The organism is Saccharibacillus endophyticus (genome assembly GCF_013185185.1).
In the GTDB taxonomy this organism is placed as follows: Bacteria; Bacillota; Bacilli; order Paenibacillales; family Paenibacillaceae; genus Saccharibacillus; species Saccharibacillus endophyticus.
Genome location: NZ_JAAZWE010000006.1, coordinates 289,535 through 312,873 on the forward strand (window position 1 = coordinate 289,535; position 23,339 = coordinate 312,873).

The 23,339-nt window shown below is 52.3% G+C and carries 17 protein-coding genes, 1 tRNA gene and 1 other annotated feature; of the genes, 5 read left to right on the plus strand and 13 right to left on the minus strand.

Annotation, left to right across the window (positions count from 1 at the left end; translation table 11 throughout):
- Position 1: 1 nt before the first annotated feature.
- From HRQ63_RS21080 to leuS, 3 genes are all read right to left on the minus strand, one after another.
- A complete protein-coding gene (locus tag HRQ63_RS21080; RefSeq protein ID WP_172247135.1) occupies positions 2–655 on the minus strand; it encodes a ComEA family DNA-binding protein in 654 nt (217 codons plus the stop codon).
- A 341-nt stretch (positions 656–996) separates the two neighbouring features.
- The gene (locus HRQ63_RS21085) at positions 997–1,512 is read right to left on the minus strand and encodes a deoxycytidylate deaminase (RefSeq protein ID WP_172247136.1); all 516 of its coding nucleotides are present in this window, start codon (positions 1,510–1,512) and stop codon (positions 997–999) included.
- 135 nt (positions 1,513–1,647) lie between these two features.
- Positions 1,648–4,101, minus strand: coding sequence for a leucine--tRNA ligase (gene leuS / locus HRQ63_RS21090; RefSeq protein ID WP_172247137.1), 2,454 nt, complete (start codon positions 4,099–4,101; stop codon positions 1,648–1,650).
- 59 nt (positions 4,102–4,160) lie between these two features.
- Positions 4,161–4,407, minus strand: a binding site (T-box leader).
- Between the two features lie 235 nt (positions 4,408–4,642).
- Here leuS and HRQ63_RS21095 point away from each other — a divergent pair.
- Both HRQ63_RS21095 and HRQ63_RS21100 read left to right on the plus strand, forming a co-directional pair.
- Positions 4,643–5,719 carry a HEAT repeat domain-containing protein gene (locus HRQ63_RS21095; RefSeq protein ID WP_172247138.1) on the plus strand — a complete coding sequence of 359 codons (1,077 nt, stop codon included), beginning with the start codon at positions 4,643–4,645 and terminating at the stop codon, positions 5,717–5,719.
- A gap of 265 nt (positions 5,720–5,984) precedes the next feature.
- Positions 5,985–7,070, plus strand: coding sequence for a hypothetical protein (locus HRQ63_RS21100; protein WP_172247139.1), 1,086 nt, complete (start codon positions 5,985–5,987; stop codon positions 7,068–7,070).
- A gap of 149 nt (positions 7,071–7,219) precedes the next feature.
- Here HRQ63_RS21100 and HRQ63_RS21105 read toward each other — a convergent pair whose 3' ends face one another.
- The 9 genes from HRQ63_RS21105 to HRQ63_RS21145 form a co-directional block, all read right to left on the minus strand.
- Complete coding sequence (locus HRQ63_RS21105; protein WP_280529326.1) at positions 7,220–8,074, minus strand: methyl-accepting chemotaxis protein; 855 nt, start codon at positions 8,072–8,074, stop codon at positions 7,220–7,222.
- An 89-nt stretch (positions 8,075–8,163) separates the two neighbouring features.
- Complete coding sequence (locus HRQ63_RS21110) at positions 8,164–8,883, minus strand: hypothetical protein (protein ID WP_172247141.1); 720 nt, start codon at positions 8,881–8,883, stop codon at positions 8,164–8,166.
- Entirely contained in the window at positions 8,880–9,779 is a 900-nt protein-coding gene (locus HRQ63_RS21115) for an ABC transporter ATP-binding protein (RefSeq protein WP_172247142.1), read from the minus strand. Before HRQ63_RS21115 ends, HRQ63_RS21110 begins: the two co-directional genes overlap by 4 nt.
- Before the next feature lie 139 nt (positions 9,780–9,918).
- Complete coding sequence (locus HRQ63_RS21120) at positions 9,919–11,064, minus strand: MFS transporter (RefSeq protein ID WP_172247143.1); 1,146 nt, start codon at positions 11,062–11,064, stop codon at positions 9,919–9,921.
- A gap of 249 nt (positions 11,065–11,313) precedes the next feature.
- The gene (locus HRQ63_RS21125; RefSeq protein ID WP_172247144.1) at positions 11,314–12,882 is read right to left on the minus strand and encodes an ABC transporter substrate-binding protein; all 1,569 of its coding nucleotides are present in this window, start codon (positions 12,880–12,882) and stop codon (positions 11,314–11,316) included.
- A 121-nt stretch (positions 12,883–13,003) separates the two neighbouring features.
- Positions 13,004–13,903, minus strand: a complete 900-nt coding sequence (locus HRQ63_RS21130; RefSeq protein ID WP_172247285.1) for a carbohydrate ABC transporter permease — start codon at positions 13,901–13,903, stop codon at positions 13,004–13,006.
- A 39-nt stretch (positions 13,904–13,942) separates the two neighbouring features.
- On the minus strand, positions 13,943–14,881 hold the full coding sequence (locus tag HRQ63_RS21135; protein WP_172247286.1) for an ABC transporter permease: 939 nt from the start codon (positions 14,879–14,881) through the stop codon (positions 13,943–13,945).
- Between the two features lie 297 nt (positions 14,882–15,178).
- A complete protein-coding gene (locus HRQ63_RS21140; RefSeq protein WP_308809905.1) occupies positions 15,179–16,258 on the minus strand; it encodes a LacI family DNA-binding transcriptional regulator in 1,080 nt (359 codons plus the stop codon).
- Between the two features lie 102 nt (positions 16,259–16,360).
- Positions 16,361–17,143, minus strand: coding sequence for a helix-turn-helix domain-containing protein (locus HRQ63_RS21145; RefSeq protein ID WP_172247145.1), 783 nt, complete (start codon positions 17,141–17,143; stop codon positions 16,361–16,363).
- Between the two features lie 123 nt (positions 17,144–17,266).
- On the opposite strand from HRQ63_RS21145, the gene HRQ63_RS21150 reads away from it, so the two are divergent.
- Together HRQ63_RS21150 and HRQ63_RS21155 are read left to right on the plus strand one after the other, a co-directional pair.
- Entirely contained in the window at positions 17,267–18,220 is a 954-nt protein-coding gene (locus HRQ63_RS21150) for a glycoside hydrolase family 43 protein (protein WP_172247146.1), read from the plus strand.
- Positions 18,221–18,574: 354 nt separating this feature from the next.
- Positions 18,575–18,648 (plus strand) — tRNA-Pro (locus HRQ63_RS21155).
- Positions 18,649–18,887: 239 nt separating this feature from the next.
- On the opposite strand, the gene HRQ63_RS21160 is transcribed toward HRQ63_RS21155, so the two are convergent.
- On the minus strand, positions 18,888–22,220 hold the full coding sequence (locus HRQ63_RS21160; protein WP_172247147.1) for a DUF5107 domain-containing protein: 3,333 nt from the start codon (positions 22,218–22,220) through the stop codon (positions 18,888–18,890).
- Between the two features lie 150 nt (positions 22,221–22,370).
- Between HRQ63_RS21160 and HRQ63_RS21165 the strand changes: the two genes are divergently transcribed.
- Positions 22,371–23,246 carry an AraC family transcriptional regulator gene (locus HRQ63_RS21165; RefSeq protein ID WP_172247148.1) on the plus strand — a complete coding sequence of 292 codons (876 nt, stop codon included), beginning with the start codon at positions 22,371–22,373 and terminating at the stop codon, positions 23,244–23,246.
- Positions 23,247–23,339: the final 93 nt, after the last annotated feature.

A 23,339-nucleotide genomic window follows, 5' to 3' on the forward strand; every position in this document is an offset into this window, starting at 1 on the left:
ATCACAAAGCCAGGTCCGGCAGCATTTTCTCAAGCATTTTGGCGCCGATGCCTTTGACCTTCACGATGTCCGTCACGTTCCGAAACGGACCGTTCCGCGAGCGATAATCCAAAATCGCCTGAGCCTTCTTCTCCCCGATGCCGGGCAATTCCATCAATGCGGCCGCGTCTGCCGAATTGATATGGATTTTGCCGTCGTCGACCGGAGCCGCCGCAGTCGATTGAAGAGCAGGTTGGGCAACGGCCGGTTGCGAGACATCAGGCTCGGCTGTTTCCGCTGCCGCAGAGATCGAAGGCGCTGCTTCTACCGCGGCCCGGTTGTCGTCAACCGATCCGACACTGGCTGCTTCGGGCACTTGATCCGTTCCCTGAACGACTGGATGGATATCGCTATCAACTTGGCCGCTTGCGCTTCCCGGTTCTTTTTCCGGGGAAGCCGACGATGCTTCGGACGGTTCCTGCTTGACGGCTCGTTTTTCTTTTCCGTCTTTTAAAGCAGCGTCAAGCGTTCCTTCCTGTACGGCCAGAGCCGTCTGAAGCTGATCATTCAGCGGCTTCCACGGCTCGCCTTGCGGATCGTTTCCTCCGGCCACCAGCAGCACTCCCGTTCCAAGCACTGCCGATAAACAAGCCGCCCACAATAATTCCTTTTTCATTTTTTCGCCTCCCGAATGAAATTCATGCTTCGAATTTCGGATTCGAATTCGGCGGTATGTACGTCGGACGCTCCTTTTGCTATAGGAAAACGATACAGCTTCCCCGATTCTGAGCCTGGCCTCTCGCTGCCGATCAAGCAGTCGACCGCAAATCCGAAAACCAAAAAACCTCCCGCCCCCGGCAATATTCGCCAGGGACGGAAGGTTATGTTTCCCGCATTGTAATCCCTAGTTAACGGCTGTGCGTGCTTCGCTTGCCGTTCCCTTTCATCCGATAACGGGGATGAGCCGATGAATGCTTTTATTATAGAGAGCCTGGAAGCGTAAAGTCAATGCCGGTCTTACGAAATCGGCTCCGCGGCCGGGGTCGGCGGCCGGTAATGCTCGACGCCGCGGAACGCGATTCCCTTCTGCTCCATCATCGTGCGTACCTTGCCGCTATCTTTCGGATAAGCCCGGCAGAATACGACCTCCGTAATGCCGCTGTTCGCCAGCATGTTGGCGCAGGTCCAGCAAGGCTCGTCGGTCACGTACACCGTCGAGCCTTCTCGGTCGGCGCGATCGGTAAACAGCAGCAGGTTCTGCTCGGCATGGATCGTGCGCACGCAGCGCTGCTTTTTGACCACTTTTTCTTCGCCGCCGTCTTTGACCAGCTCATACTCCTCCGCGATCATGCAGCCGTCTTCCGAACAGTCCGGTACGCCCATGGGCGCACCATTATAAGCTGTGCCGAGCAACTTTTTCCCCTGTACCAGCACGGCTCCGACCTGACGCCTCGGACACTGCGAACGCGTCGACACCATAAAGGCGATGTCCATAAAATAGGTATCCCAATCCTTGCGCGGATGGCTTCCCATATTATTTTTCCACTCCCTTGTCCGCGATCTGCGGGAACGCCCAAGCGGGAGCCGAAGCAAAGTTCGCCCCGCCTCCCGTTTTCTGCTTGATGTCCCGCAAGATAAGCTATGCATACCTTGCCTTATTCAAAGGTTTTAATTCGCGACGATATTGACCAGCTTGCCCGGTACGGCAATGACTTTGCGAATCGTTTTGCCTGCCAACGCGTTCTGTACGTTTTCCAGGCTCATTGCATGATCTTCCAGCGCTTTCGCGTCCCAATCTTTCTGAACGTTGGCGCGCTGCGCGATCTTACCGTTGACCTGAATCACGATTTCCACTTCGGACTCCGTTGTCCATGCTTCGTCAAACTGCGGCCAAGCGGCATACGTCAGACTGTCCGTGCGGCCGATCTTCTCCCACAGCTCTTCCGCGATATGCGGCGCGAGCGGCGACAGCAGTTGAATGAAGTCCTGCATCGCTTGGCGCGGCAGCTCTTCCTGCTTGTACGCGTCGTTGGTGAAAATCATCAATTGGCTGATCGCCGTGTTGAAGCGCAGAGCTTCCATGTCTTCGGTCACTTTTTTGATCGTTTTGTGCCAAGTGCGCTTGAACTCGTCGGTGCCTGCGGTATCCGAGATTTTCGCGCTGAGACTGCCGTTGTCGTCCACGAACATGCGGTAGACGCGGGACAGGAAGCGGTGCGAACCTTCCACGCCGTTCGTGTTCCAAGGCTTGGTCGCTTCCAGCGGTCCCATGAACATTTCGTAAATCCGCAGCGTGTCTGCACCGAACTCGTTGACGATCTCATCCGGGTTGATGACGTTGCCGCGCGATTTGCTCATTTTCTCGTTGTTCGGGCCGAGGATCATGCCTTGGTTGACGAGTTTTTGGAACGGTTCTTTCGTATTCACGACGCCGATATCGAACAGCACTTTATGCCAGAAGCGCGCGTACAGCAGGTGAAGTACCGCATGCTCCGCGCCGCCGATGTAGAGGTCGACCGGCATCCAGTAATCCGATTTTTCTTTGCTGCACAGTTCCTGATCGTTGGTCGGGTCGAGGTAGCGCAGGTAGTACCAACAGCTGCCCGCCCATTGCGGCATCGTATTGGTTTCGCGGCGCGCTTTCATTCCCGTTTCCGGATCGACGATATTCACCCAATCCGTCGCGTTCGCCAGCGGCGATTCGCCTGTGCCCGATGGCTTGATCTCGTCCATTTCCGGCAGCAGCAGCGGCAGGCTGTCTTCCGGCACGGCTTTCATGCTTCCGTCTTCCAGATGGATGATCGGAATCGGTTCGCCCCAGTAACGCTGACGGCTGAACAACCAGTCGCGCAGACGGTAGGTCGTTTTGCCCTCGCCTTTGCCGCCCTGCTCCAACCATTCGATCATGCGCGCGATACCGTCTTCTTTGTTCAGGCCGTCCAGGAAGCCGGAGTTGACGTGTTCGCCTTCGCCCGTGTACGCTTCTTTTTCGATATCTCCGCCTTTGACGACTTCGATGATCTGAATGCCGAACTTTTTCGCGAATTCCCAGTCGCGCGTGTCATGTCCGGGAACGGCCATGATCGCGCCCGTGCCGTAAGCGGCCAAAACGTAATCGGCGATCCAGATCGGCAGCTTCGCTCCGTTGACCGGGTTGACCGCGTACGCGCCCGTGAATACGCCGCTTTTGTCTTTGTTGAGGTCGGTACGTTCCAGATCGCTTTTATGCGACGCTTTTTCCTGATACGCCTTCACCGCTTCTTTTTCATGCTCCGTCGTGATCTTTTCCACCAACGGATGTTCCGGCGCCAGCACGCAGTACGTCGCGCCGTACAGCGTATCCGGACGGGTCGTGAAGACCGCGATGTTCTCGTCCGTGCCTTCCACCTGGAACGTCACTTCCGCGCCCTGCGATTTGCCGATCCAGTTGCGCTGCATGTCCTTCAAGCTTTCCGGCCAATCCAGCTCTTCCAGATCTTCCAACAGACGGTCGGCGTAAGCGGTAATTCTCAGCATCCATTGACGCATCGGCTTGCGGATTACCGGATGGCCGCCGCGTTCGCTTTTGCCGTCGATGACTTCTTCGTTCGCCAGCACGGTTCCGAGCGCCGGACACCAGTTAACCGGAATTTCCGCCACGTAAGCCAGATCGCGCTTGTACAGCTGCAGGAAGATCCATTGCGTCCATTTGAAATATTCCGGGTCCGTCGTGCTGATCTCGCGATCCCAATCGTACGAGAAACCGAGCGATTTGATTTGACGACGGAACGTGTTGATATTTTTCAGCGTGAACTCGCGCGGGTGACCGCCGTTATCGATCGCGTACTGTTCCGCAGGCAGGCCGAACGCGTCCCAACCCATCGGGTGCATCACGTTGAAGCCCTGCATCCGCTTGTAGCGGGAAACGATATCCGTTGCCGTATAACCTTCCGGGTGGCCGACGTGCAGGCCCGCGCCGGACGGATAGGGGAACATGTCCATCGCATAAAACTTCGGCTTGCTATGGTCCATGTCATCGGTCTTGAACGTTTTTTCCTCGTCCCATTTCTGCTGCCATTTCGGTTCGATCGTCTGGGCACGGTAGCCGCTTGCCGCAGCTCCTTGCTCGTTTCTTTCGCTCATCGTCATCTGTCCCTTCGCTTCTAAAATCAAAAAGCCCCCCGCCCGCCGGCGTCGTAAACGCCAGGGACGAGAGGCATTGCTTCCCGTGGTACCACCCTGATTAGCGGACAAGCCGCTCACTCAAATATCCGATAACGGGGATCAACCGATGCGACCGGACGTCTTTTCCGTAAAAACCGGATGTACCGCCGTCTGTCCGCATAATCTCCGAGGCGAGTTCGTACAGGGTGCGCTGCCGGGCTTCCACCAACCGCCGGCTCTCTTGGAAACGTCCACCTGCCTACTGCTCCTCATCATCGACAAATCTTATCTTTGTTCACCTTTGCAATGCCCCTATTATATAGAAAACAAAAGTAAAAAGTCAATGACTCCTATAGCGTTAACAAGATACTCCGCGCCTTCGGGCCTCAAGCTGTGGTATACTGGTAGGCGCTCCCGGACGCGACGTCAGCAATCGGACTTCGAACGACGCCGCGCCGACAGCCGGAACGGGCTTGGTTCTTTTCCCGCGAAGCCCTTCAATACAAGGAGGAATACCGTTATGTTCAATCCCGATCAGGTCAAACCGTTTATCACGCATGCCGATCCGTTGGTCAGCAACGCGGCGATCCGGTTTTTGGCCGAAACGTATAAATACCCGCAGGACATCTCCGCACTGGTGCTGGAAAAGCTGGTGTCGGCGCCTCGCAAAGAAGACGTCTATTTGCATCGTGCAGCCGCTTTTCCGCAAACGAAAGTCACCGTACAAGCTATGCTTCATCTGCTGAACGCAGGCATGGTGACAGGCAATTCGCGTATTTTCCTATCCCGTATGCTGCTTGGCAGCAATCCCGACCTGCTCAAGCCGGTGCTGGAACAAATTAAAGCGTTGGACGAAGACTGGTACGAGGAAGCAGCCGAATACGTTCGAATCTCCGATCTGAGCGATGCGGAAGTGCGTAGCCTTTTTAATGAAGAAACGCAAAAAAACAGCGGACTGGATTACGAGGATATCGACTACGACAAGTTGGATCTTTTGCTGACCGAACTGATCGAACGCGAGATTCTGCAGCCGCGCGAGACGATGGACGAACTTCAGGAACAGTACACGCTGGACCCCCAGTCGATCCGTACCGTTTACCTGATCCAGGCTGCGGGCAAACTCAAAATCTCTTACGCGCTCCCTCTGTTCTACGATGCGCTCAAATCCGATAACGATCTGGTTGCCGAACAAGCCGCCGATGCGCTCGTTCGCGTAGGCAGCGAAGAGGTGATCGAGAAACTCGTGCAGATGTACAACGAGGAAAAAGACAGCTTCCTGCTGCTGAGTCTCGTCGATGTCCTGTCCCGCATCCTGCTGCCGTCGGCCGAAGAAGCGCTGATTGCTTTGCTTGAAAAAGAAGACCACTTCACGCGCATCGCCAAACTCGCCGACGGATTGTGCAGACTCGGTTCGGAGCAGGCTGTGCCGGTGGTGCAGGAGCTGGTCAAGATCGGCTATGATAAAGACTATGTGGAACTGAAAGAATCCATTTACGCCTGCTGCGTCATGTTGGGCCGCGTGCTGCCTGAGCTGGACGAATGGCGTAAGGAAATTGCGAAGGAAGACGAGGAGCGGATGAATAAGCTGCGTGGTTAAGAAAGCTTCTCTATTCAGAACAGAGCCGCTTTCGAGAGCAATTATTTTTCGTCATCTATAAAAATTGAATCTTTGCGACGCGATTGAAGCCTCCAGTCATTTAGAGGCTTCTTTTTTATAATTTTCCCGAAATCAAATTAAGTAGTCTGTTATTTCAATTCAAATCATTGATTCCTTCATTTTTATAAATATGGTATATATTCTTTAAGAAGTTTAGTTAGCATTTACAAATAAAACGGGCATAAAGATATGGAGGAAATAAGCAATGCGAAAAAAGCTAGGCCTTTGTTTACTTGCGCTAAGTTTACTTTTGGCAAGTTCACCAATACCTTTAGAAATTCAAGCGGATTCTTCGAATCAGACTCAAGCGATCAATACGGCTCAGAATCATTTCTCCAAGCAATTCTCACTGAAACGAAAATCAGTCTCCAGTCCCCTGTTTTACGATGTTAACAACGACGGTACGGACGAAATTATTCTGTCTGCTCCAAGTAAAAGAGAGTATGGCCCTCTCGTTTCTTATCTAGGAATCTATTCAAGTGCGGGAGCAAAACTCATGACCCAAAATATAGAATCCGATTATATCTACGAAATTCGACCTATGAAAAACGAAACATACAATAATCTACTAGCTTTCATCGATAGTCAAGGAAATGCTGGATCTTCGGTATCTGTGAAGGTATTTAAAAACAATACGTTAAACGAAATTTTTGGTACTTTTCCGCTTAACGTAGACGTGGACAGAGTCGTAATTAAGGATGAAGACCAAGATGGAAACGACGAAATCTACGGCTATCAAATGTATCTTGCGGCAGAAACCCGTAATCTCAGCCATGCAACAGCTGTTTATGATGAACTTGTACATAGATGGGATTCCAAAACCAGAAAATATGTAACCGCGATTTATGGGCAAGATGGAATACAAGATAGCCAAAGAGTTCCCGCAGGTCCGATCGATGCTCAACAAGCTTTAAAGCTATTGCAACAAGCTCGTTATAAACAATTAACGATGGCTCCTCAGGGAAGCCCGGAGAGTTTGCGAAAATCTCTTCAGTACGTATTCACTTATAACTTCATTAACGAAATCGAAAATCAAGGATTAATCAATTTCGGCAATGGCAAGGTCGGCCCGCATTATCTGCACGGAGACAACGATCTGCTTTTAGTTCCGGTATTCGATACGAATAAAAAAGCAACTTTAAGACAAGTGGCAAGCGGAAAAGCTGCTATTCTTACTCAAGCCGTGAAAAAAAACATTGGCAAAAAATCATACACTTTTACTTACGAAGCTACATTTTACAAAACAAAATACGGTTGGAAAGTTAATAGTTTTAGAAATATGAGTGATTGAGAAAAACATGCTTCTCTCTTTTGTTCTCCTCTAGTCAATAAGCCGCTCCCTACAAAGGAGCAGCTTATTTTATCGGGAAAGTTCCTCCAACCTCATCCAGCTTCCCGATTGCAATACGCGACCGCAGCGGCACTCCCCCGACGCCGCCCCTACAACAACTTCGCGATTCCTTTGATCTCGCCAGCCGATTCCGCCAACTGCTCCATCGAAGCCGCGATCTCTTGCGTAGCCGCTGCCTGCTGTTCGCTCTGGGCCGTGCAGCGATCCAGAGTCTCGTCGAGATTTCCGATCCGCGTGCGGATCAAGCCCAAAATCTTCTCGATCTCGCGCGCTGATGAAGCACTCGATTCCGCCATCTTGCGAATCTCCGCCGCCACGACGCCGAATCCTCGGCCATGCTCGCCCGCATGGGCTGCTTCGATCGCCGCATTGATCCCGAGCAGCGTCGAATTCTCGGACACTTCCCGAATGAACGACAGAATCTCATCCGTCTTTTTCAACTCGGTGACGACGCTTCGCCCAATCTCCTGCAACACCGCAAGATCAGCAGCCAGATCGGTAGCCGTCTTGGCGATCTCGTCCGCAGCCGTTCGAACCTCGTTCGAGCTGACAGCCAGATGCTCTGCCGCTCCGTCCAATATCTGCTGATTGCGCAAGCTGATGCCGAGCGTCAGTACGCCGGCCGGGCGACCGCTTCCGTCCAAATCCCCGATCGGCTTCGCTACCGACTTGAATGCAGCACCGTAGACTTCCGCACCCAGATTCGCACTGACGGTTCGTCCTTCGTCAAGCGCTCGCCGAATCCCGCTTTGCGAAGGAATCGGGGCTCCCGGCTCTACCGGAATGCCGACTTCTTTCCCCGGCAGATAGGCTTGAAACTTCTCCGTATCCGTCAAGGCAAACATCACATCAATCGGGAACAACTCCTGGACAACAGGCAAAACGGTTTCAAAAGCTTCCTTCAACTGCTCCATATTTTCTTTTTTCAACGACGCGGCTTCCATCACAATCGCCCCTTCCTTTTTGCAGCGAAGTATACCACTTACCGAGCTCGTTCGAATGCGCTTTTTGTCGCAAAACATCAGGTATTTTTTTACTCCCCGGGATAATCGAGTCTTCGCCGGTGCAAAGTCCACAAAAGCAGGGCTGCGGATATTGCTGCATAAACCAACGCCGCCCCTACAGGCAGCCACTTGCCTCCTGTCCCCAACTCATCGTAGAACGTTAACGCATGCAAAGTCAGTTGGAGCGGCGGCAAGATATAGGTCATCCATGACCAACCCTCCGGCAGCGCGTTCCCGATTCCGCCTGCTCCGAAAGCAAGCGCCAACCAGGTGCACAGAATTAATACGGCGTACAAGCGCGATTCAAATAACTTGACGGTAAACCACCCCGCCAGCGATACGCCCAACCCCGCCAACGAAATATGATATAACGATGCCATACCTAACTCTTCCATATACGGAAACCGCTCAAGTCTGCCTAGCAACGCCGGATAAATGACAGCAAAGAGCCCCAGTGCCGAAGCAAAAATCCAGGCATATAACAGCTTTGCTCCGCTCAAGCGAACCAAACTGCGAGCATGCAGCAGGGTTGCCATCTCCTGATTAGCCGCTTCCACATCCATCACCAGACAACCGATCGCCGCTGCCGCAACAAATAACAGCGATGACGAGAACGCGTAGCTTCCCATTACCGGATTAGGAGCGGAACTGTAAATCAATATCAAAATAGCCAAGTAAATAAACGACGGCGCGCCATAACGATAAGAACGCATAAAGCATCGATGGAGATACTGCAACAGTGCAATCATACCTCGCCCTCCTTTCTGTTCAGCGACAATACGATGCCTTCTGCCTGCCAAAAGTCGCGCATGAACGCGTGACAATCCTCGCTCGGGATGCCGCAACGTACCGCATTCCCGGCAGCCGTCCAGTCGACGCGCGGAAATGCGACAGCTAAACGCTCTCTTGCCTTTTCCGTCAACAGCCCGTCCAGCTCATAACGGACTGACCCGGAATTCGAGGCTTCGTCCGTATTCGGTTCCTCTAAAATCAACTGTCCTTCGCGAATCCGATACGTGGTACTGACCGACTCCCACGACGGAAGCGGATCATGCAGAGCGGTAATGACGGCCGTGCCTTCCGCTCGGAGACCGTGCAGAAGCGTCAACAGCTTCTCCGACGAAGCGGTGTCCAGCCCGGAAAAAGGTTCGTCCAGCAGCAGCAGGGCAGGACGAAGCAAACAGGCTTGCATAAGATTCACCTTTTGCAGCATGCCTTTGGAATAATGGATAAGCAGCGACGGACTGTGGGCAGGCAGCTCCAACAGCTCGTGCAATTCTTCGATGCGCGTGGTTAACGCTGCCGTCGGCATGCCCGCAATCCGCCCCATATGGATCAAATATTCTTCGGAGGTCATGCGCAATTTGGGCAGCCGATCCGGCGCGTATCCCGTCTGCAACTGCTTTGAACTTCTATGTATACGACCCGAGCTTGCCGGAATAATTCCTGCAACGATCTTAAGCAAGGTGCTTTTTCCCGAACCGTTGCCGCCGCGTAAAATCAAACTTTCTCCTCGGTCCAGACTCAGCGAGATTTCCGACAACACCTTGCGCGAGCCGTAGCTCTTGCCCACCTGCTCAAGACGAATTAGCGAAGAGGCCGTGCCTGAATCGACTGCACCCTTCTTCTTGATTCGCTCATTCAATACGATCATCTCCTTCATTACCATCTTAAACCAATTTTTATTTATATTCAAAATTCGCATGCAAAAAGCCCCGATTCCCAAGAAGGGATATCGAGGCTTTTCCCAAATCGAAGATACGTCCCAATCGCTTGACGCAAGCTTAACGAACTAACACGGATGAAATAAACATAAGCACGAACAACGCCAGAATCACAACAGGAATCACGGTTAACCCCATCATGCCAGCCGAAAGACCGACCAACATCGGGATCACCGTCGAACCCGTGTAAGCACTCGCCATTTCGAGTCCGATTACGCTTTGCGAAGCCTTTTTCCCGAAACGTTCCGGCGTCATGTGCACAATACTCGGATAAATCGGCGCACCGCCGAATCCCAAAACAAACAGCCCGACTCCGGCCAGAACTACGCTTGAAGAACCGATCAACACGATTAAACCTAAAGCCCCGATCAGAATTCCGTAACGAATCAGCGGCTTGGCCGAAACTTTTTCGGATAAAAATCCCGATAGGATTCGCCCTGCGATAATTCCGATAAAATAAAGGGACGAGAACGCCGCCGCCTGGTTAACCTCCAGCCCTTTGCTCGCGATCAAGTAAGAAGCCGCCCATAAGCCAACCGCCGTCTCCGATCCGTTATAACACAGCATCACCAACATCGCGGGCTTGACCCCTTTAATACGTACCGCTTCGCGGCTGCTCATGAATTTGGGCTCTTCATCCTGCTGCTCGATCCGGCTCTCGAACAGCTTCCATAAAGGCAGCGCCAGCAGCAAGACAACCGTTATCCCCAACAATATAAACGCCACCGCAGAAAACCCGCCACGCCAATCGTTTCCTTCACGAAGATTCAGCGCCATAACCAACGGTCCTGCCGTAGCTCCGATTCCCCAGAAACAATGCAGCCAGCTCATATGTTTGGCTTTGAAATGAAGGGCTACGTAGTTGCTGAGCGCCGCATCGACTGCCCCGGCACCGAAGCCGAGCAAGACCGCGCCCACGATCAACAGCGCGAAATTCGGTACGATCGAATAACAGAAAAGAGCCAAAGAAGTGGACAAAATACTGCCGATCACGACTTTTCCGGTTCCGAATTTGTATAAAAGCTTATTTGCCGACAAACTCGATGCCACGGTGCATAGCGATACGACAAACGGGATAATCCCCGCCATTTCCGTCGTTGCATTCAACTCCAGCTTCATGACCGGCCAAGCGCTTCCGAGCAGCGAATCGGGCAATCCCAATCCGATAAAAGCCAAATAAATAATAATCAGTAATAACGTAACCATGCTCCACGAAGAAACCCCGAATCGGGACCGATCTTCTTCGGAATTTCTACTCCCTCCGACAGTTATGTAATTTTCGAAAAGCTTTTCGGTCCGAAATCTAAATTACCATAATCGATGATCGAATCATAGAGGACGAAGACAGATCGACAGGCTTCAAACGCAAAAAAGCCCTCGTATTCCGCTAGGGAATTCGAGAGCTTTTTCTTGAATCGGACAAGGGACTCTACTGTTTATTGAAGGCCGTACGATTTACTGTTGAGCTTCCATTTTTGCTTTGTACGCATCCAACTGCTTTTGCAATTCGGCTTTGACTTTGTCGTAGCCTGCCGTTTTCAGCTTGGCGCGGAATTCTTCGACCGCTTGCACCGGATCGCTGACTTTACCGAAATTGATTGCCGGACCCAATTCGCCCGCTACCTGCGAGATCGCGGTCAGCTCGCTTTCGACCGGTGTTTTGTCGAATACGAATTGGCCGTAAGGGTAAGGGATTTTGATCTTGTCGTATTCGGCATACACGTCGCCGATCTTGTCCCAAGTCGTGTCGCTCGGAATTTCGAATTTGTCGACGCGTCCGCCCCAGAAGTCGGAGTAGAATTGGTCGCGCGTTTGGTCATAGCCTTCAGGAAGCGTACGTTTTCCGTCTTTCAGTTCGTACTGCACGCCTTCCATGCCGTAGTTGATCAGGTGATAAATTTCTTCGTTGTTGCGGATCAGGTCGTACGCCATCAGCGCGCGCTCCGGATTTTTGCTGTGCGCGCCCAGCGACGTGCCGCCGTGCGTGATCGACAGTTCCGTCAGGTTTTTGCCGCCTGTCGTGTTGAAAGCGAACATTTGCAGTTCGGATCCCGGTTGGTCTCTGTCCATTTCCACTCTCAGTCCCGAGAAGGTTTGCGTATGGTGTTGGTCCATGCCGGACAAGCCGGCTTTCAAAGCAACTCGGTTATCGTTCTTGTTGTTCAGGGCATCTTCGCGCCAGAAGCCTTTATCCGCCCAACTCTTCATCAATGTCGCGTAATCGACCATCGTATCGCTGAACACGGGCTCGGCTACCGTATATTTCTCGTCGTTCGATACGGCCGTGAAGACCGGCATATAGCCTGTCGAGATCGGCAGTTCCAGGTTATCCGTATACGATTGAACGTATCCGCCCCAAGTCTGCGCGCCGGAAGCCATGTCCCAAGGGATTACGTCAGGCTTGTTGTCTTTGATATATTGTAGGTAATCGCCGATTTGTTCCCAGTTTTTGATCGGTTCCGTGATGCCCGCTTCCTTGGCCCAATCGCCGCGATAGAAGAAACCGTGGTTGACCCATTGCGTGTAATCGTTTTCAGGAATCAGAACGATTTTGTCGTTGTATTTGCTTTCGTTCCAATCCTCTTCCGGAATGGACTTCCACGTTTCCGGCGCATACTTCGGCAGCAGCTCGTCAAGGTTCATGAAGGCTCCGCGCTGCGCGTTGGCCCATGTATCCAGCCAGTCGGTACCGATGGTGATCAAGTCGACCGGTTCGCCGGAAGCAAGCAGCAGATTGTATTTCGTCTGCCAATCCGCCCATTCGACCCATTTCCATTCCAGCTCGGCATTGATTTTTTCCTTCATGATCACGTTGACTTTGTCCATTACGGCTTCGAACTGTCCGTTCTGGGGCTTATCCCCGAGTACGACATAACTGATCTTGACGAACTTCGACGTATCCGCTCCGCCTTCGGATGTGGTTCCGCCGGTCGAAGCCGTAGAGCCCCCGCCTCCGCAAGCCGACAATACGACCAGCATCGTCGCCATCAGCAAAGCCATGCTTTTTTTCTTCCATCTGAACATCTGTATACCCCCTCTGAACGATTTGGTGGATGCCAAAATCTTCAAACTGGCAGCTTGTCTGCTATGACCGTCAAACAAGCTGCTGGCTTACGGTGTAGAGATTGTATGGAACGGAGAGCAATCAGCCTTTGACCGCGCCTACCGTAATGCCCTTGATGAAGTAACGCTGAACGAACGGGTAAAACAGGATTACCGGACCGGTCGCGATGACGGCGATCGCCATCTTCATCGTTTCGATCGGCACGTCGCTGAGCGGCACGTTGGATGCGGCCGCGGAGTTTCGGATCGCGTCCGCTTTGGTGACCACGTTGTACAGATACAGCTGAAGCGGCCTGAACTGCATATCCGAAGACAGGAACAGCATAGAGTTATACCATTCGTTCCAATAGCCCAGCGCGATGAACAATCCGATCGTCGCCAGCGCCGGCGTCGTCATCGGCAGAATGAGTTTGACGAAGATGGTAAAATCTCCGGCTCCGTCGATCTTGGCCGATTCGGTGATCGCATGCGGGATGGAGCGAACGAAGCTTTTCATCATGATGATCAGGAACGGACTGAGCAGACCCGGCAGCAGGATCGCCAGATAGTTATCCTTCAGATGCAGGTACTGGGTCATCAGCAGGTAGAACGGCACCAATCCCCCGGAGAACAACGTCGTGAAGTAAATGAAGAACGAGATCTTGTTGCGGAACAGGAAGTCGGGACGCTGCAGCGCGTAACCCGTCATGGCGACGATCAACAAACCGATCGCCGTGCCCACCACCGTGATTCCGATCGTGACGGCGTAAGAACCGAGGATCTGCGTCGGATTTTCAAGCACGATGCGGTATGCGAACGTGCTGAACTCTTTCGGCCAGAAGTTGAATCCGCTTTGCTTGACGGATGCTTCCGACGTGAAGGAGGTGCCCAGCACGAGCAGGAACGGCAGTAAGCAGCACAGCGCGAACGCGCCGATGAACACGTAACTGAATCCTCGAATGAACAACCCGCTTCGGTCCGTCGTTCGACGGGTGCTTTCCATTTTTTCGTCCATAACGCCCATTGATTAGCCCTCCTTCTTTTAAAAGAGTGAATTTTCCGGCGACAGCTTGCGTACCAACCAGTTGGCGGTCAAGACGATCGCGAAGCCGAACAACGACTGGTACAGGCTGACCGCGCTGCCCAGCGAGAAGTTGAAGTTGGTCATCAGCGAGCGGAATACGTAAGTTTCGATGATATCGGTCGTGGCGTACAAAGCGGTATTGTTCGCGCCGACCAAGTTGTAGATCAGGCCGAAGTTGCCTTTGAGCACGCCGCCGAGCGAGAACAGCAGGAGGATGATGAAGGTCGGTTTCAACCAAGGAAGCACGATGTAGCGGATACGCTGGAACGCGTTCGCTCCGTCGATCTCGGAAGCTTCCACCACTTCGTTATCCAAGCCCATGATCGCCGCGAAGTAGATGATCGAACCGTAACCGGTCGCTTGCCACAGATACGTGAGTACGATGATGAACGGCCAGGCGTTCGGCGTCGAGTAGACTTTGACCGGCTCCATGCCCAGCGATTGCAGAATGCCGTTCAGCAGACCGTAATCGTAGCTCAGGATGTTGTAAGCGATCAGGCCGATCAGAACGGCGGAGATAAAGTGGGGCAGGAACATCAGCGTTTGGGAGACTTTTTTGAACCACTTTCCCCTCAGCTCGTTGAGCAGCACCGCCACGAAGATTTGCAGCATGTTCCCCAGCAGGATAAAGGCCAGGTTATACGCGACGGTGTTGAAGGTGAGCTTCCACAAATCCCCGGTAATGACGAGGAATCGGAAGTTCTCGAACCCGACGAACGGGCTGTTGAAGATGCCGTCGGAGTAGTTGTACTTGATAAAAGCCAGATACAAGCCCGGCATCGGCAAGTACGCGAATACGACGAAAAACACGATTGCGGGCAAACACATGATCAGCAGCGTACGATTGTTTTTGAACTTTTTCCACCACGAGCCCGTCCGTTTATCGGCAAGTTCCATGCTCGATTCTTTCTCGGTCAGTACGGACAATACAATCCCCTCCTTCTCTAGTCAACGGAACTGATTCCAAATGAAACCGATTACATTTTTGCAACTATAAAAAGGGACCTATCTTGTCAGGTTTATGCGTTATTCTCATACATAATAATACGAGTTAAGCGATATTCCCGGATAGCTCCCTGGCATGCTGCAAATTTTAGTGAAACCCGTTTCATTCAGAATCAAAATGTAAGGGCTTTCTTTTGAGATCAGAATAATACCAGTTTCAGCGATTGTCAATCTTTTTCGATAAAAAATTCACTGGAAATTCGTTCCACTCAGCGGTGCCGTCGTTTCGCGCACGACCAGTTCCGGCATGATGGATTGGAACAACGGTACTTTTTTTCCGGCGATCATTTTGTCCAGCGTTCTGGCCGCCTGGCGCCCGATTTCCTGCGACATGAGCGACACGGTAGTGAGCTCGGGAATGCTGTAAGTCGCCTGCGGAATATCGTCATAGCCCACGATCGACAATTCTTCCGGAACCCGGATTCCCGCCCGGTGAGCAGCCTTCAACGCGCCGATCGCCAGCAGGTCGTTCATGCAAAAAATAGCCGTCGGGCGACGCTTCGCGCTCAGCAGTTTAGCGGCAAATTCCTGTCCTTTCGGCACGGAAAAGCCTTCGGTCAGTATCCATTCTTTGCGCACGGCAAGCCCTGCGTCCTTCATCGCGCTGCGGAATCCGGACAGCCGCTGCTGCGTATTCGTCATTTTGGAGTATCCGCCGATAACCGCGATATCCCGGTGCCCGAGGTCGATCAGATGCTGCACCGCAAGCTCCGCGCCGAACTTTTGATCCGCGGAAACCCGATTCAGCTTGGTTTTGGGCAGGCTTCCGTTAAGCAGCAGCACAGGCACGCGCTTCGCCACTTCCTCCAACTCCCGGGTAAGCTCGGGATCGGGCTTCGCCAAATCCACCCGTCCGCCGATCATGACGATGCCGTCCACCTGCTTCTCCATCAGAAGGCTCAGATACTGCGACTCCCGCTCGTACTGCCGATCATACAGACGCTCGTTTTCCTCGTTCGTCGAAATCGTATCGCAGAGGAAATACGTGTAGCCCAGCTTGCGCGCTTCATAATCGAATCCGGACAGGACCTCGGGGAAAAAAGGATTGGTGATGTCCGGCAAAATGAATCCGATCATGCCCGTCTCCTTGCGCGTCAGGCTTCTGGCCAGCGCGTTCGGTTGAAACTGGTACTTGTGCATCAGCGCGACGATCCGTTCCCTTGTTTCTTTTTTGACGGGCGCCGTATTATTGAGCACCCGCGATACCGTAGCTACCGACACATTGGCTTCTCTTGCGATATCGTATACGGTTACCGGTCGCATCTGCATTCCTCTTTCCCCGTGGATTTGTCTATATGTGAAACGGGTTTCATTATGGCTCCGATTATACCCGCGGAACTTGCCGGAAGCAATTGAAATTGTTTAGGTTTTCTAAGGAGTACCTTTTCGGTAGGCGCTAGGCGTTACGCTGGTCGTCTGTTTGAATTGCCGCATAAAATGAGTCTCGTTCTCGTATCCGCACAACCTGCCGATCTCTCCGACCGACAACCGGGTGCTGCCGAGCAAGTATTTGGCGTATTCCACGCGCCCCCGAATCATGTCCGTCACGACGGAACATCCGAATAGTTCTTTATACAAATGTTGAAAATAAGATTTGCTTAAACTCAGGCGTTCGGCCAAATCGTCGACCGAAACTCGTGCGTCCGGCGAGCCGTATAGTTCGTTTCGAAGCCGGGACAACGGTTCCGCGTACCGGCTCGTTCTGGACGGGGCCGCCTCGCGCACTAGACCGTTAGCCAGCTTGATAAAAAGGCCGCGCAGCTCCAGATCAACGATTTCATCGCGGTAAGGCCCCTTTTCCCGCTCGGCATGCTGCAATTCAAGCACGCATCGGGGCACGAGAACGGGATCGACCGCAGTCATTAACCGATCTACCGGAAACCTCAACCGCTCCAGCCATTCCTTCAACCCCTGTTCCTCGCAATGTATCCAATCGTTGACGAACGGCTTTTCCAGGTCGCGATACGCGTGCGCGGCATTCGGCGAGAACAGGATATACGAGTTGGCTTCCGCCTTTTGCGCGCGCCCGTTCACTTTGATCTCCGCACGCGAACGAAAAAATACGAAAGCGTAATTCCCTGCTCCCTGAGGGCGTTCGATATGAATTCCCTCTTTGTGCGTAAAGCGGCTTCCGCAGCTTACAAGCTTCATCATTATGCTTCCCTACTTTCCTGATCGAGCACGATTCGTCAGTTTTTAGCCAGTATAATTCATTGTTTGGCTTTCCGGCAAACCGCTATACTGGAAAGGATATCCGATAAAGGAGCTGAATTTGCAGTGGACGCTTATCTTTTCGTGCATTTTAAAGAAAAACCGACCCCTGACGGCGAGCAGGTGTATTTCGCGCTCAGCCGTGACGGGTTCAACTGGGAGTCCGTAAACGGCGGACATTACGTATTGGAAAGCACGCTCGGGGAAAAAGGGGTTCGCGATCATACGATCATTCGCACGGACGAAGGAAAGTTTGTCATTCTCGCCACCGACCTCAGTTTAGCCAATTCTTTTCACGGCAAATATAAAGGAGATTGGGCCAATATCGGAACGGGCGGCAGCAAATCTTTATCGCTGTGGGAGTCCGACGATCTGGTGAATTGGTCGGAGCAGCGCTTGGTGGAACTCGGAGACGAGAATTTCGGCTGCTTGTGGGCGCCCGATATCGTTCGCGATCCGACTCAAGGCGATTACGTCGTTCATTGGTCTTCCTCGCACAAAAGCAACGGCTACGGGGAAAAAGGCATCTACTACTCGCGTACGCGGGACTTCAAGCAATTTTCCGCGCCGCAATTGTTGGTCCAGAAAGCGGATAGCGGCATTATCGATTCGGCAATCTACGAGGAAGACGGATTCTTTTACCGGTTCCTGAAGAGCGAAGCCAATCCCGAGACGCTGATCTTGGAAAAAGGCAGCTCCGTCGCAGGCGATGATTATGTGCGAATTGACGCGTTTGACGAGGAAATGGCGAAGCTGGAGCAAGGACTGTACGAAGCGCCGACCGCTTTCAAGCTGCCGAACGGCAAATGGTGCCTGATGATCGACTATTACGGCGTGCCGGGCGAAGGTCAGGGATACGTGCCGTTTATTGCGGATAGTCTAGCGGACGGTCGCTTCGTGCGTTCGGACGAGAGCTTTAGTTTTCCGTACGGTTTTAAGCACGGCACGGTTCTTTCGATCACTTCCGAGGAATATGAGCGGGTGAAAAGGCATTACTCGCCTGAGGTCGCGAGTTCGTAGATCCTATTTGGGTAAGAAGCTGGTGCGCTACGGGGGAAATTCGCTCAAGATGCTTTCTCACCCGGAAAGTTGAATTGGATTTAAATAAAGGAGCTTTCCGAGTTCAAAGGCCAACATCTTCGTCCATGTTACCGCAGGTCTTCTTTGAAGACCTGTATTTTCACTGATTTCCCCCTCCGCTTGGGCTTCGTGCAGAATAAGATCTTTGAAGGTGCGGGCGGCGAGTTATGCCTCTGGTGGGGGAAGAAAAAAGAGAAGGAAAAGAGAAAAAATTAAGGACAGAGACTTTTCAAAAAGTGCTTGACGTCTAGCTTTTCGGAGCGTATAATCTAATTTTGTAAGAAATACTTCTTACGGGATGTAGCTCAGCTTGGTAGAGCACCTGGTTTGGGACCAGGGGGTCGCATGTTCAAATCGTGTCATCCCGATCAATGAGTCAAAGAAAAAGCCGCGATCCTTCGGGATCGCGGCTTTTTTTGTTTGCTTTACGAATGTATCAACCAACTCTAACGTAACTGGAAGCGAGAAGGCGGAGAGAGAAATTCAGTGAAGGAGCGATAGCGTTCGCCTTTGAAATCGGGAAAATTCAACTTAAATTCAATCCTTTTTCCCGATTTCAACACGCGACCGGAACGAATTTCTCTCGGAGCCTTCTCGCTTTCCCCACCTATTCAACCCCGGTCAATTTGAGATGCACCCTTGCCCCAATATGATGAACGTCTAAAGCGAGCGTCTGCTCAAACTCCGCTCGGGCCTGATCGACCCGTCCCAATCCCAGCAATCCCAAGCCGCGCATAAAGTGGCAGTGAATTTGATTCTTCCGGTTCAAGTCCTCGTCGAAAACAAGGAAGTCCGGCAGCGATACCGCGAAGTAATCGATCTTGACGTCATCAAAGAAATGCCGCTCCGCGTAATCAATCAGCTTGTTGAAGCGACGTTTCGCTTCGCGTTCATTGCCAAGCTTAAGCCAAGCCAATCCTTGATAGAAGATCATTTCAGGCGGCTGGTCGTTGTAATACATAGCGCTTGTCGGCTCTGTCAGTCCTGTCGATGCCTTGGCATAAGCAGCGTTGGCTTCATCCTCCCTGCTCAGCTTCGAATAGGCACGGCCCAGATAATAATAAATATGATTCTCTTGCGCGCCTTCCAGCTTGCCTTCTCCTAAATTCGTCGGGTAGACGAGTGCTTGAAGCAGCAGTTCCACCGCAGCTTCGGCGTCTCCGCGCTGCAGCCTTTGTTTAGCCGATTCGACATGAGCCTGTACGTATTGCCCCGTCGTCTTCCCTTCTCCGCCTTCCCACGGGTGGAATTGGCGCGCAGCCAACAGCCGAACGGATTCCTCATACTCGCCCAGCCCGTTATGCAAGGTGACATATTCAAGATACAGATCGTCCCGGCTTTCCACGATAGCCCGCGATTGATGAAGAACGTCTAGCCGCTCCTGTGCCGACACGCCTGTTTTCCGGTATAACTGATCCAACTCGAACAGAATGCGAGCGTCTGTCGGATCGCAGCGAAAAGCTTGTTCCAGTGACGCTCGAGCCAGATCCGTTTCTCCCTTTTTATTCAAATAGGCCAGTCCCAGATTGCGATGCACGACCGCGTAATTGCCGTCAACGGATCGGGCGTTCTCCCAATAGGCAATCGCCTCTGCATACCGCTTTTTATCATACAGCAGATTGCCGATCGCGTAAGAAGCTGTCGCGTCTTCCGCATGGATCGATAGCGCATGTTCCAAAATTCGCAGCTCAAACGGACTGTTCGGGAAAAGATAGTCGCGACTGGATCGGCTTGCTTTTTGAAGATAACGTTGCATAGAATCATGCTGCCCCATTTTTCCATACCCGTAAGCCAGTCCGTATCCGATCAGCGCCTGCTCAGGATCACCGAATCGCAGCAGAACATCGATAGATTCTTTATACAAACCGGCATCGGCATAATCGGAAGCCAGTTCCAGCGCGTTTCGCCATTCGCCGCGCAGGAGTTCATGCAGCGACTTATAAGCTTTTTGAGCTTCTTTCGCCGCATCTGCCGCTTCGCGGATCCGCAATATTTCATAATGCGCGCCAAAATCCAGTGCGTCCAGCTGCAATGTGGCTTGGGCAAACGCCAGTGCTTCCTCCAACCTTCCCAGCCCACGCAGCATGGCGGTCTTGATCTGCCTCGACTTGTAGTTTCGTTCATTTCGAATCAACGATCGCTCGGCCAATTCCAATGCCTCTTGCTGTTGACCCCGTTCTGCCGCAATCTGAGCCAGCGTAAAGTACCCGGCATCTTGCCACTCCGCACTCCAGACCGATTTGTACGCTGCGGCGAAAGCTTCTTCAAGTCTGCCTTGAAGTTTTAGGCTCTGTGCAAGTTGGTAAAAGGCTTCGCCTTCTCGCGGATTGGGATTACGCTTGGTCATTCTTTGGATCGCAAGCCGGAAATGTCGCTCCGCGTCAGCAAAAAGACCTCTTCGCAGTAGCAACGTCCCATATGCGATATTGATGCGACTATCGAATTTGTCCCTTTTTAATCCTTCCAAATAGTAAGACTCCGGCTCAAAGGTGGCATGGCGATATTGTTCCAAATGAAGCCCGGCCAGATACAATTCCTCATTGCTCTGAAGTTCCGAAGGTTCGGATAGAGGCTGCGCCGCTTCGGGGATTTGTTCGATTTTTTCCGGCTGCGGCGCATACGCGACCAACAGCTGTCCCGCAGCGTCGCGTATCGTCAAGGTCAGTTCATGATTTTGTACGCCTGGCGGAAGCGGAATCTCGGTCTCGTAGGAAGCAGCAGGATCAAGAGTCGATTTTCGAGAAAACAATACGCCTGCAGGCCCAACCAATTCAATCGACGCCTCTTCGCAAACCGACGTCGCATACACGCCGATCACGGCTACGTGACGTTCGACGTCAATCTCAAGGTTAACGGCTGCTTCTTTCGTCGCGTTTTTCACGATGCCAATCTGCTTATACGGCATGAAATACTGGGTAAACGTCTTCTCTTCGTACGGTTCAAGCCAGGTAAAATCCGGTTGGTTGTCGGTAAAGACGCCCGTCATCAGCTCGATATAAGGTCCGTCTTCATCTGTCAGATTCCGATCCCAAGCCTGACCGAACTCGCCGTTGCCCCATGTCCACTGCTTTTTCCCGGGCGAGATGTGGCGGTTGGCGACATGCAAGAGTCCCGAGCGCGCCGCATGATCGTAACCGCCGACGAAATTATAATCCGACTTATACGCCATGTAAGAGGTCGGAACGGGAATATTGCGATAACGCGAAATATCGACGCCTGCGGAATAATCCATTTTATAATACGTGCCTGTCGCTATCGGAAAACGGGATACATCGCGCTTGCCATGATCGAACACCGCGGTAACGTCGGGAGGAAATACGGACTGCGTGTGCTCGTTAACGGCAACCGCCGGATTGGCCCACCATAAAAAAGTCTGCGCTTGCGGCGTTCGATTGTACAATTGTGCGGCGATTTCCAAATAAGCTTTGCCCGGATACAGCGTATAGCCTGCCGTCATCCGCGTTCCGTACATCCGGTCAATCTCACCGATCCACACCGTTACGCTGCCGTCTGCACGTTTTTCCAAACGATACTCAACCGGGCCGTACGTATTGGGACGATGATGCTGCGGCCAGTTGAATTCGATCCCTCCGGAAATCCAAGGACCCGCCAAGCCGACCAACGCGGGCTTAATCACCTGGTTGTAATAAACGAAATCTTGACCGTTGGTCCGATCCACCGCCCGGTAAATGCGTCCGCCAAGTTCCGGCATCACTTCGATTCGCGCATATTCGTTTTCCAGCACTACGATTTGATAAGGAACGGGCTTCTTCTCGTCTTCGATCCGGTCGATTACGGGGTGCGGATATACCCGACCGGAGCTTCCTTGGTAGACCCTTTTTTCCAAAAACATCGGATTTTTATTCGGAGCGCCTACGCCATAGGTCGGAATGTGTACCGTTTCTTCCCAGATGTTTGCGTTTGCCGTCGATTTCATCATTACAATCCCTCCATATGAGAACGTTGTGATAGCTCAAGCCTACCGCACCGAGTCCTTGTCGACCATTCACGAAATTCGGGATGTAATGGACGATTTTCGGATCGGGTTTTATACTGAGCGTGACCGCAACGAAAGGAGCAACAGCTTGATATGAGAAAAAAAGACGGCTTCGCTTCGGAAAAAATGCTGATTCTCCCGGCCTATCTGCTGGAGCAGCTCTCTTCGCATCCGTTGACGGGAGCCTTATACCTAACAGATATCGGATACTTTCCGCATGCACGCGATCATTATCGGGAACGGCCGGAAGGCTGCGACAGTTTTATTCTGATTCATTGCGAGGAAGGCCGAGGCTGCGTATCGATCGACGGTGTCCTCCATCCGATCGCCGAAATGCAGCTTATCGTGATTCCGTCAGGCACCGCTCATACCTATTGGGCAGACGACGAACATCCCTGGACGATTCGCTGGCTGCATTTTCAAGGATCCCAAGCTGCGCAATATGCCCAACTGCTGAAGACGGGATTGGCTCCGATCACGCTCGGCACGACGGACTCCGAGACATTTGCAGGGTTGTTCGGCCAGTGCTTCGATCTATTGTCGGGCAGCGCATACTCAACGTCCCGTCGCATTCTTGCCATGCAGACCCTTGCTTATGCGTTTAGTCTACTTGGTCTTGTTCCCGAACGAGCCGAGCATAATAGTCAGACCCGGCACATCGAAGCGGCTATTCGACTGATGAACGCCCGGATCGAAAAGAGTTTGACGCTGGATGAGATTGCGCGCCATGTGAGATTGTCCCGGCAGCACCTCAATCATCTTTTTAAAAATGCGGTAGGATTCGCTCCGATCGACTATTATCTGCGGTTGAAGATGCGGCGGGCTTGCCAACTGCTGGATCTTACTCCGTTGACCGTTCAGGAGATTGCGCACTCGTTGGGTTTTAAAGACCCTTATTATTTCTCGCGGTTGTTCCATCGGACGATAGGAATGCCGCCTACTGCTTATCGGAGCAAGGTTAAAGGATAATGGCATCGATCGTCGGTTAGTTGAAATAAAAAAGCCTTCAGCAATTACGCGAGCTGCGCAATCTGAAGGCTGACGGAAACTTACAAGGCTAAG

What these genes read in the sequence shown, in the direction of transcription:
- HRQ63_RS21140 (WP_308809905.1), bottom strand. Translation starts at nt 16,258, where the DNA reads ATGCAGATGCGACCGGTAACCGTATACGATATCGCAAGAGAAGCCAAT.
- HRQ63_RS21100 (WP_172247139.1), top strand. Translation starts at nt 5,985, where the DNA reads ATGCGAAAAAAGCTAGGCCTTTGTTTACTTGCGCTAAGTTTACTTTTG.
- HRQ63_RS21125 (WP_172247144.1), bottom strand. Translation starts at nt 12,882, where the DNA reads ATGTTCAGATGGAAGAAAAAAAGCATGGCTTTGCTGATGGCGACGATG.
- HRQ63_RS21120 (WP_172247143.1), bottom strand. Translation starts at nt 11,064, where the DNA reads ATGGTTACGTTATTACTGATTATTATTTATTTGGCTTTTATCGGATTG.
- HRQ63_RS21105 (WP_280529326.1), bottom strand. Translation starts at nt 8,074, where the DNA reads ATGGAAGCCGCGTCGTTGAAAAAAGAAAATATGGAGCAGTTGAAGGAA.
- leuS (WP_172247137.1), bottom strand. Translation starts at nt 4,101, where the DNA reads ATGAGCGAAAGAAACGAGCAAGGAGCTGCGGCAAGCGGCTACCGTGCC.
- HRQ63_RS21145 (WP_172247145.1), bottom strand. Translation starts at nt 17,143, where the DNA reads ATGATGAAGCTTGTAAGCTGCGGAAGCCGCTTTACGCACAAAGAGGGA.
- HRQ63_RS21080 (WP_172247135.1), bottom strand. Translation starts at nt 655, where the DNA reads ATGAAAAAGGAATTATTGTGGGCGGCTTGTTTATCGGCAGTGCTTGGA.
- HRQ63_RS21085 (WP_172247136.1), bottom strand. Translation starts at nt 1,512, where the DNA reads ATGGGAAGCCATCCGCGCAAGGATTGGGATACCTATTTTATGGACATC.
- HRQ63_RS21095 (WP_172247138.1), top strand. Translation starts at nt 4,643, where the DNA reads ATGTTCAATCCCGATCAGGTCAAACCGTTTATCACGCATGCCGATCCG.
- HRQ63_RS21165 (WP_172247148.1), top strand. Translation starts at nt 22,371, where the DNA reads ATGAGAAAAAAAGACGGCTTCGCTTCGGAAAAAATGCTGATTCTCCCG.
- HRQ63_RS21135 (WP_172247286.1), bottom strand. Translation starts at nt 14,881, where the DNA reads ATGGAACTTGCCGATAAACGGACGGGCTCGTGGTGGAAAAAGTTCAAA.
- HRQ63_RS21110 (WP_172247141.1), bottom strand. Translation starts at nt 8,883, where the DNA reads ATGATTGCACTGTTGCAGTATCTCCATCGATGCTTTATGCGTTCTTAT.
- HRQ63_RS21160 (WP_172247147.1), bottom strand. Translation starts at nt 22,220, where the DNA reads ATGATGAAATCGACGGCAAACGCAAACATCTGGGAAGAAACGGTACAC.
- HRQ63_RS21130 (WP_172247285.1), bottom strand. Translation starts at nt 13,903, where the DNA reads ATGGAAAGCACCCGTCGAACGACGGACCGAAGCGGGTTGTTCATTCGA.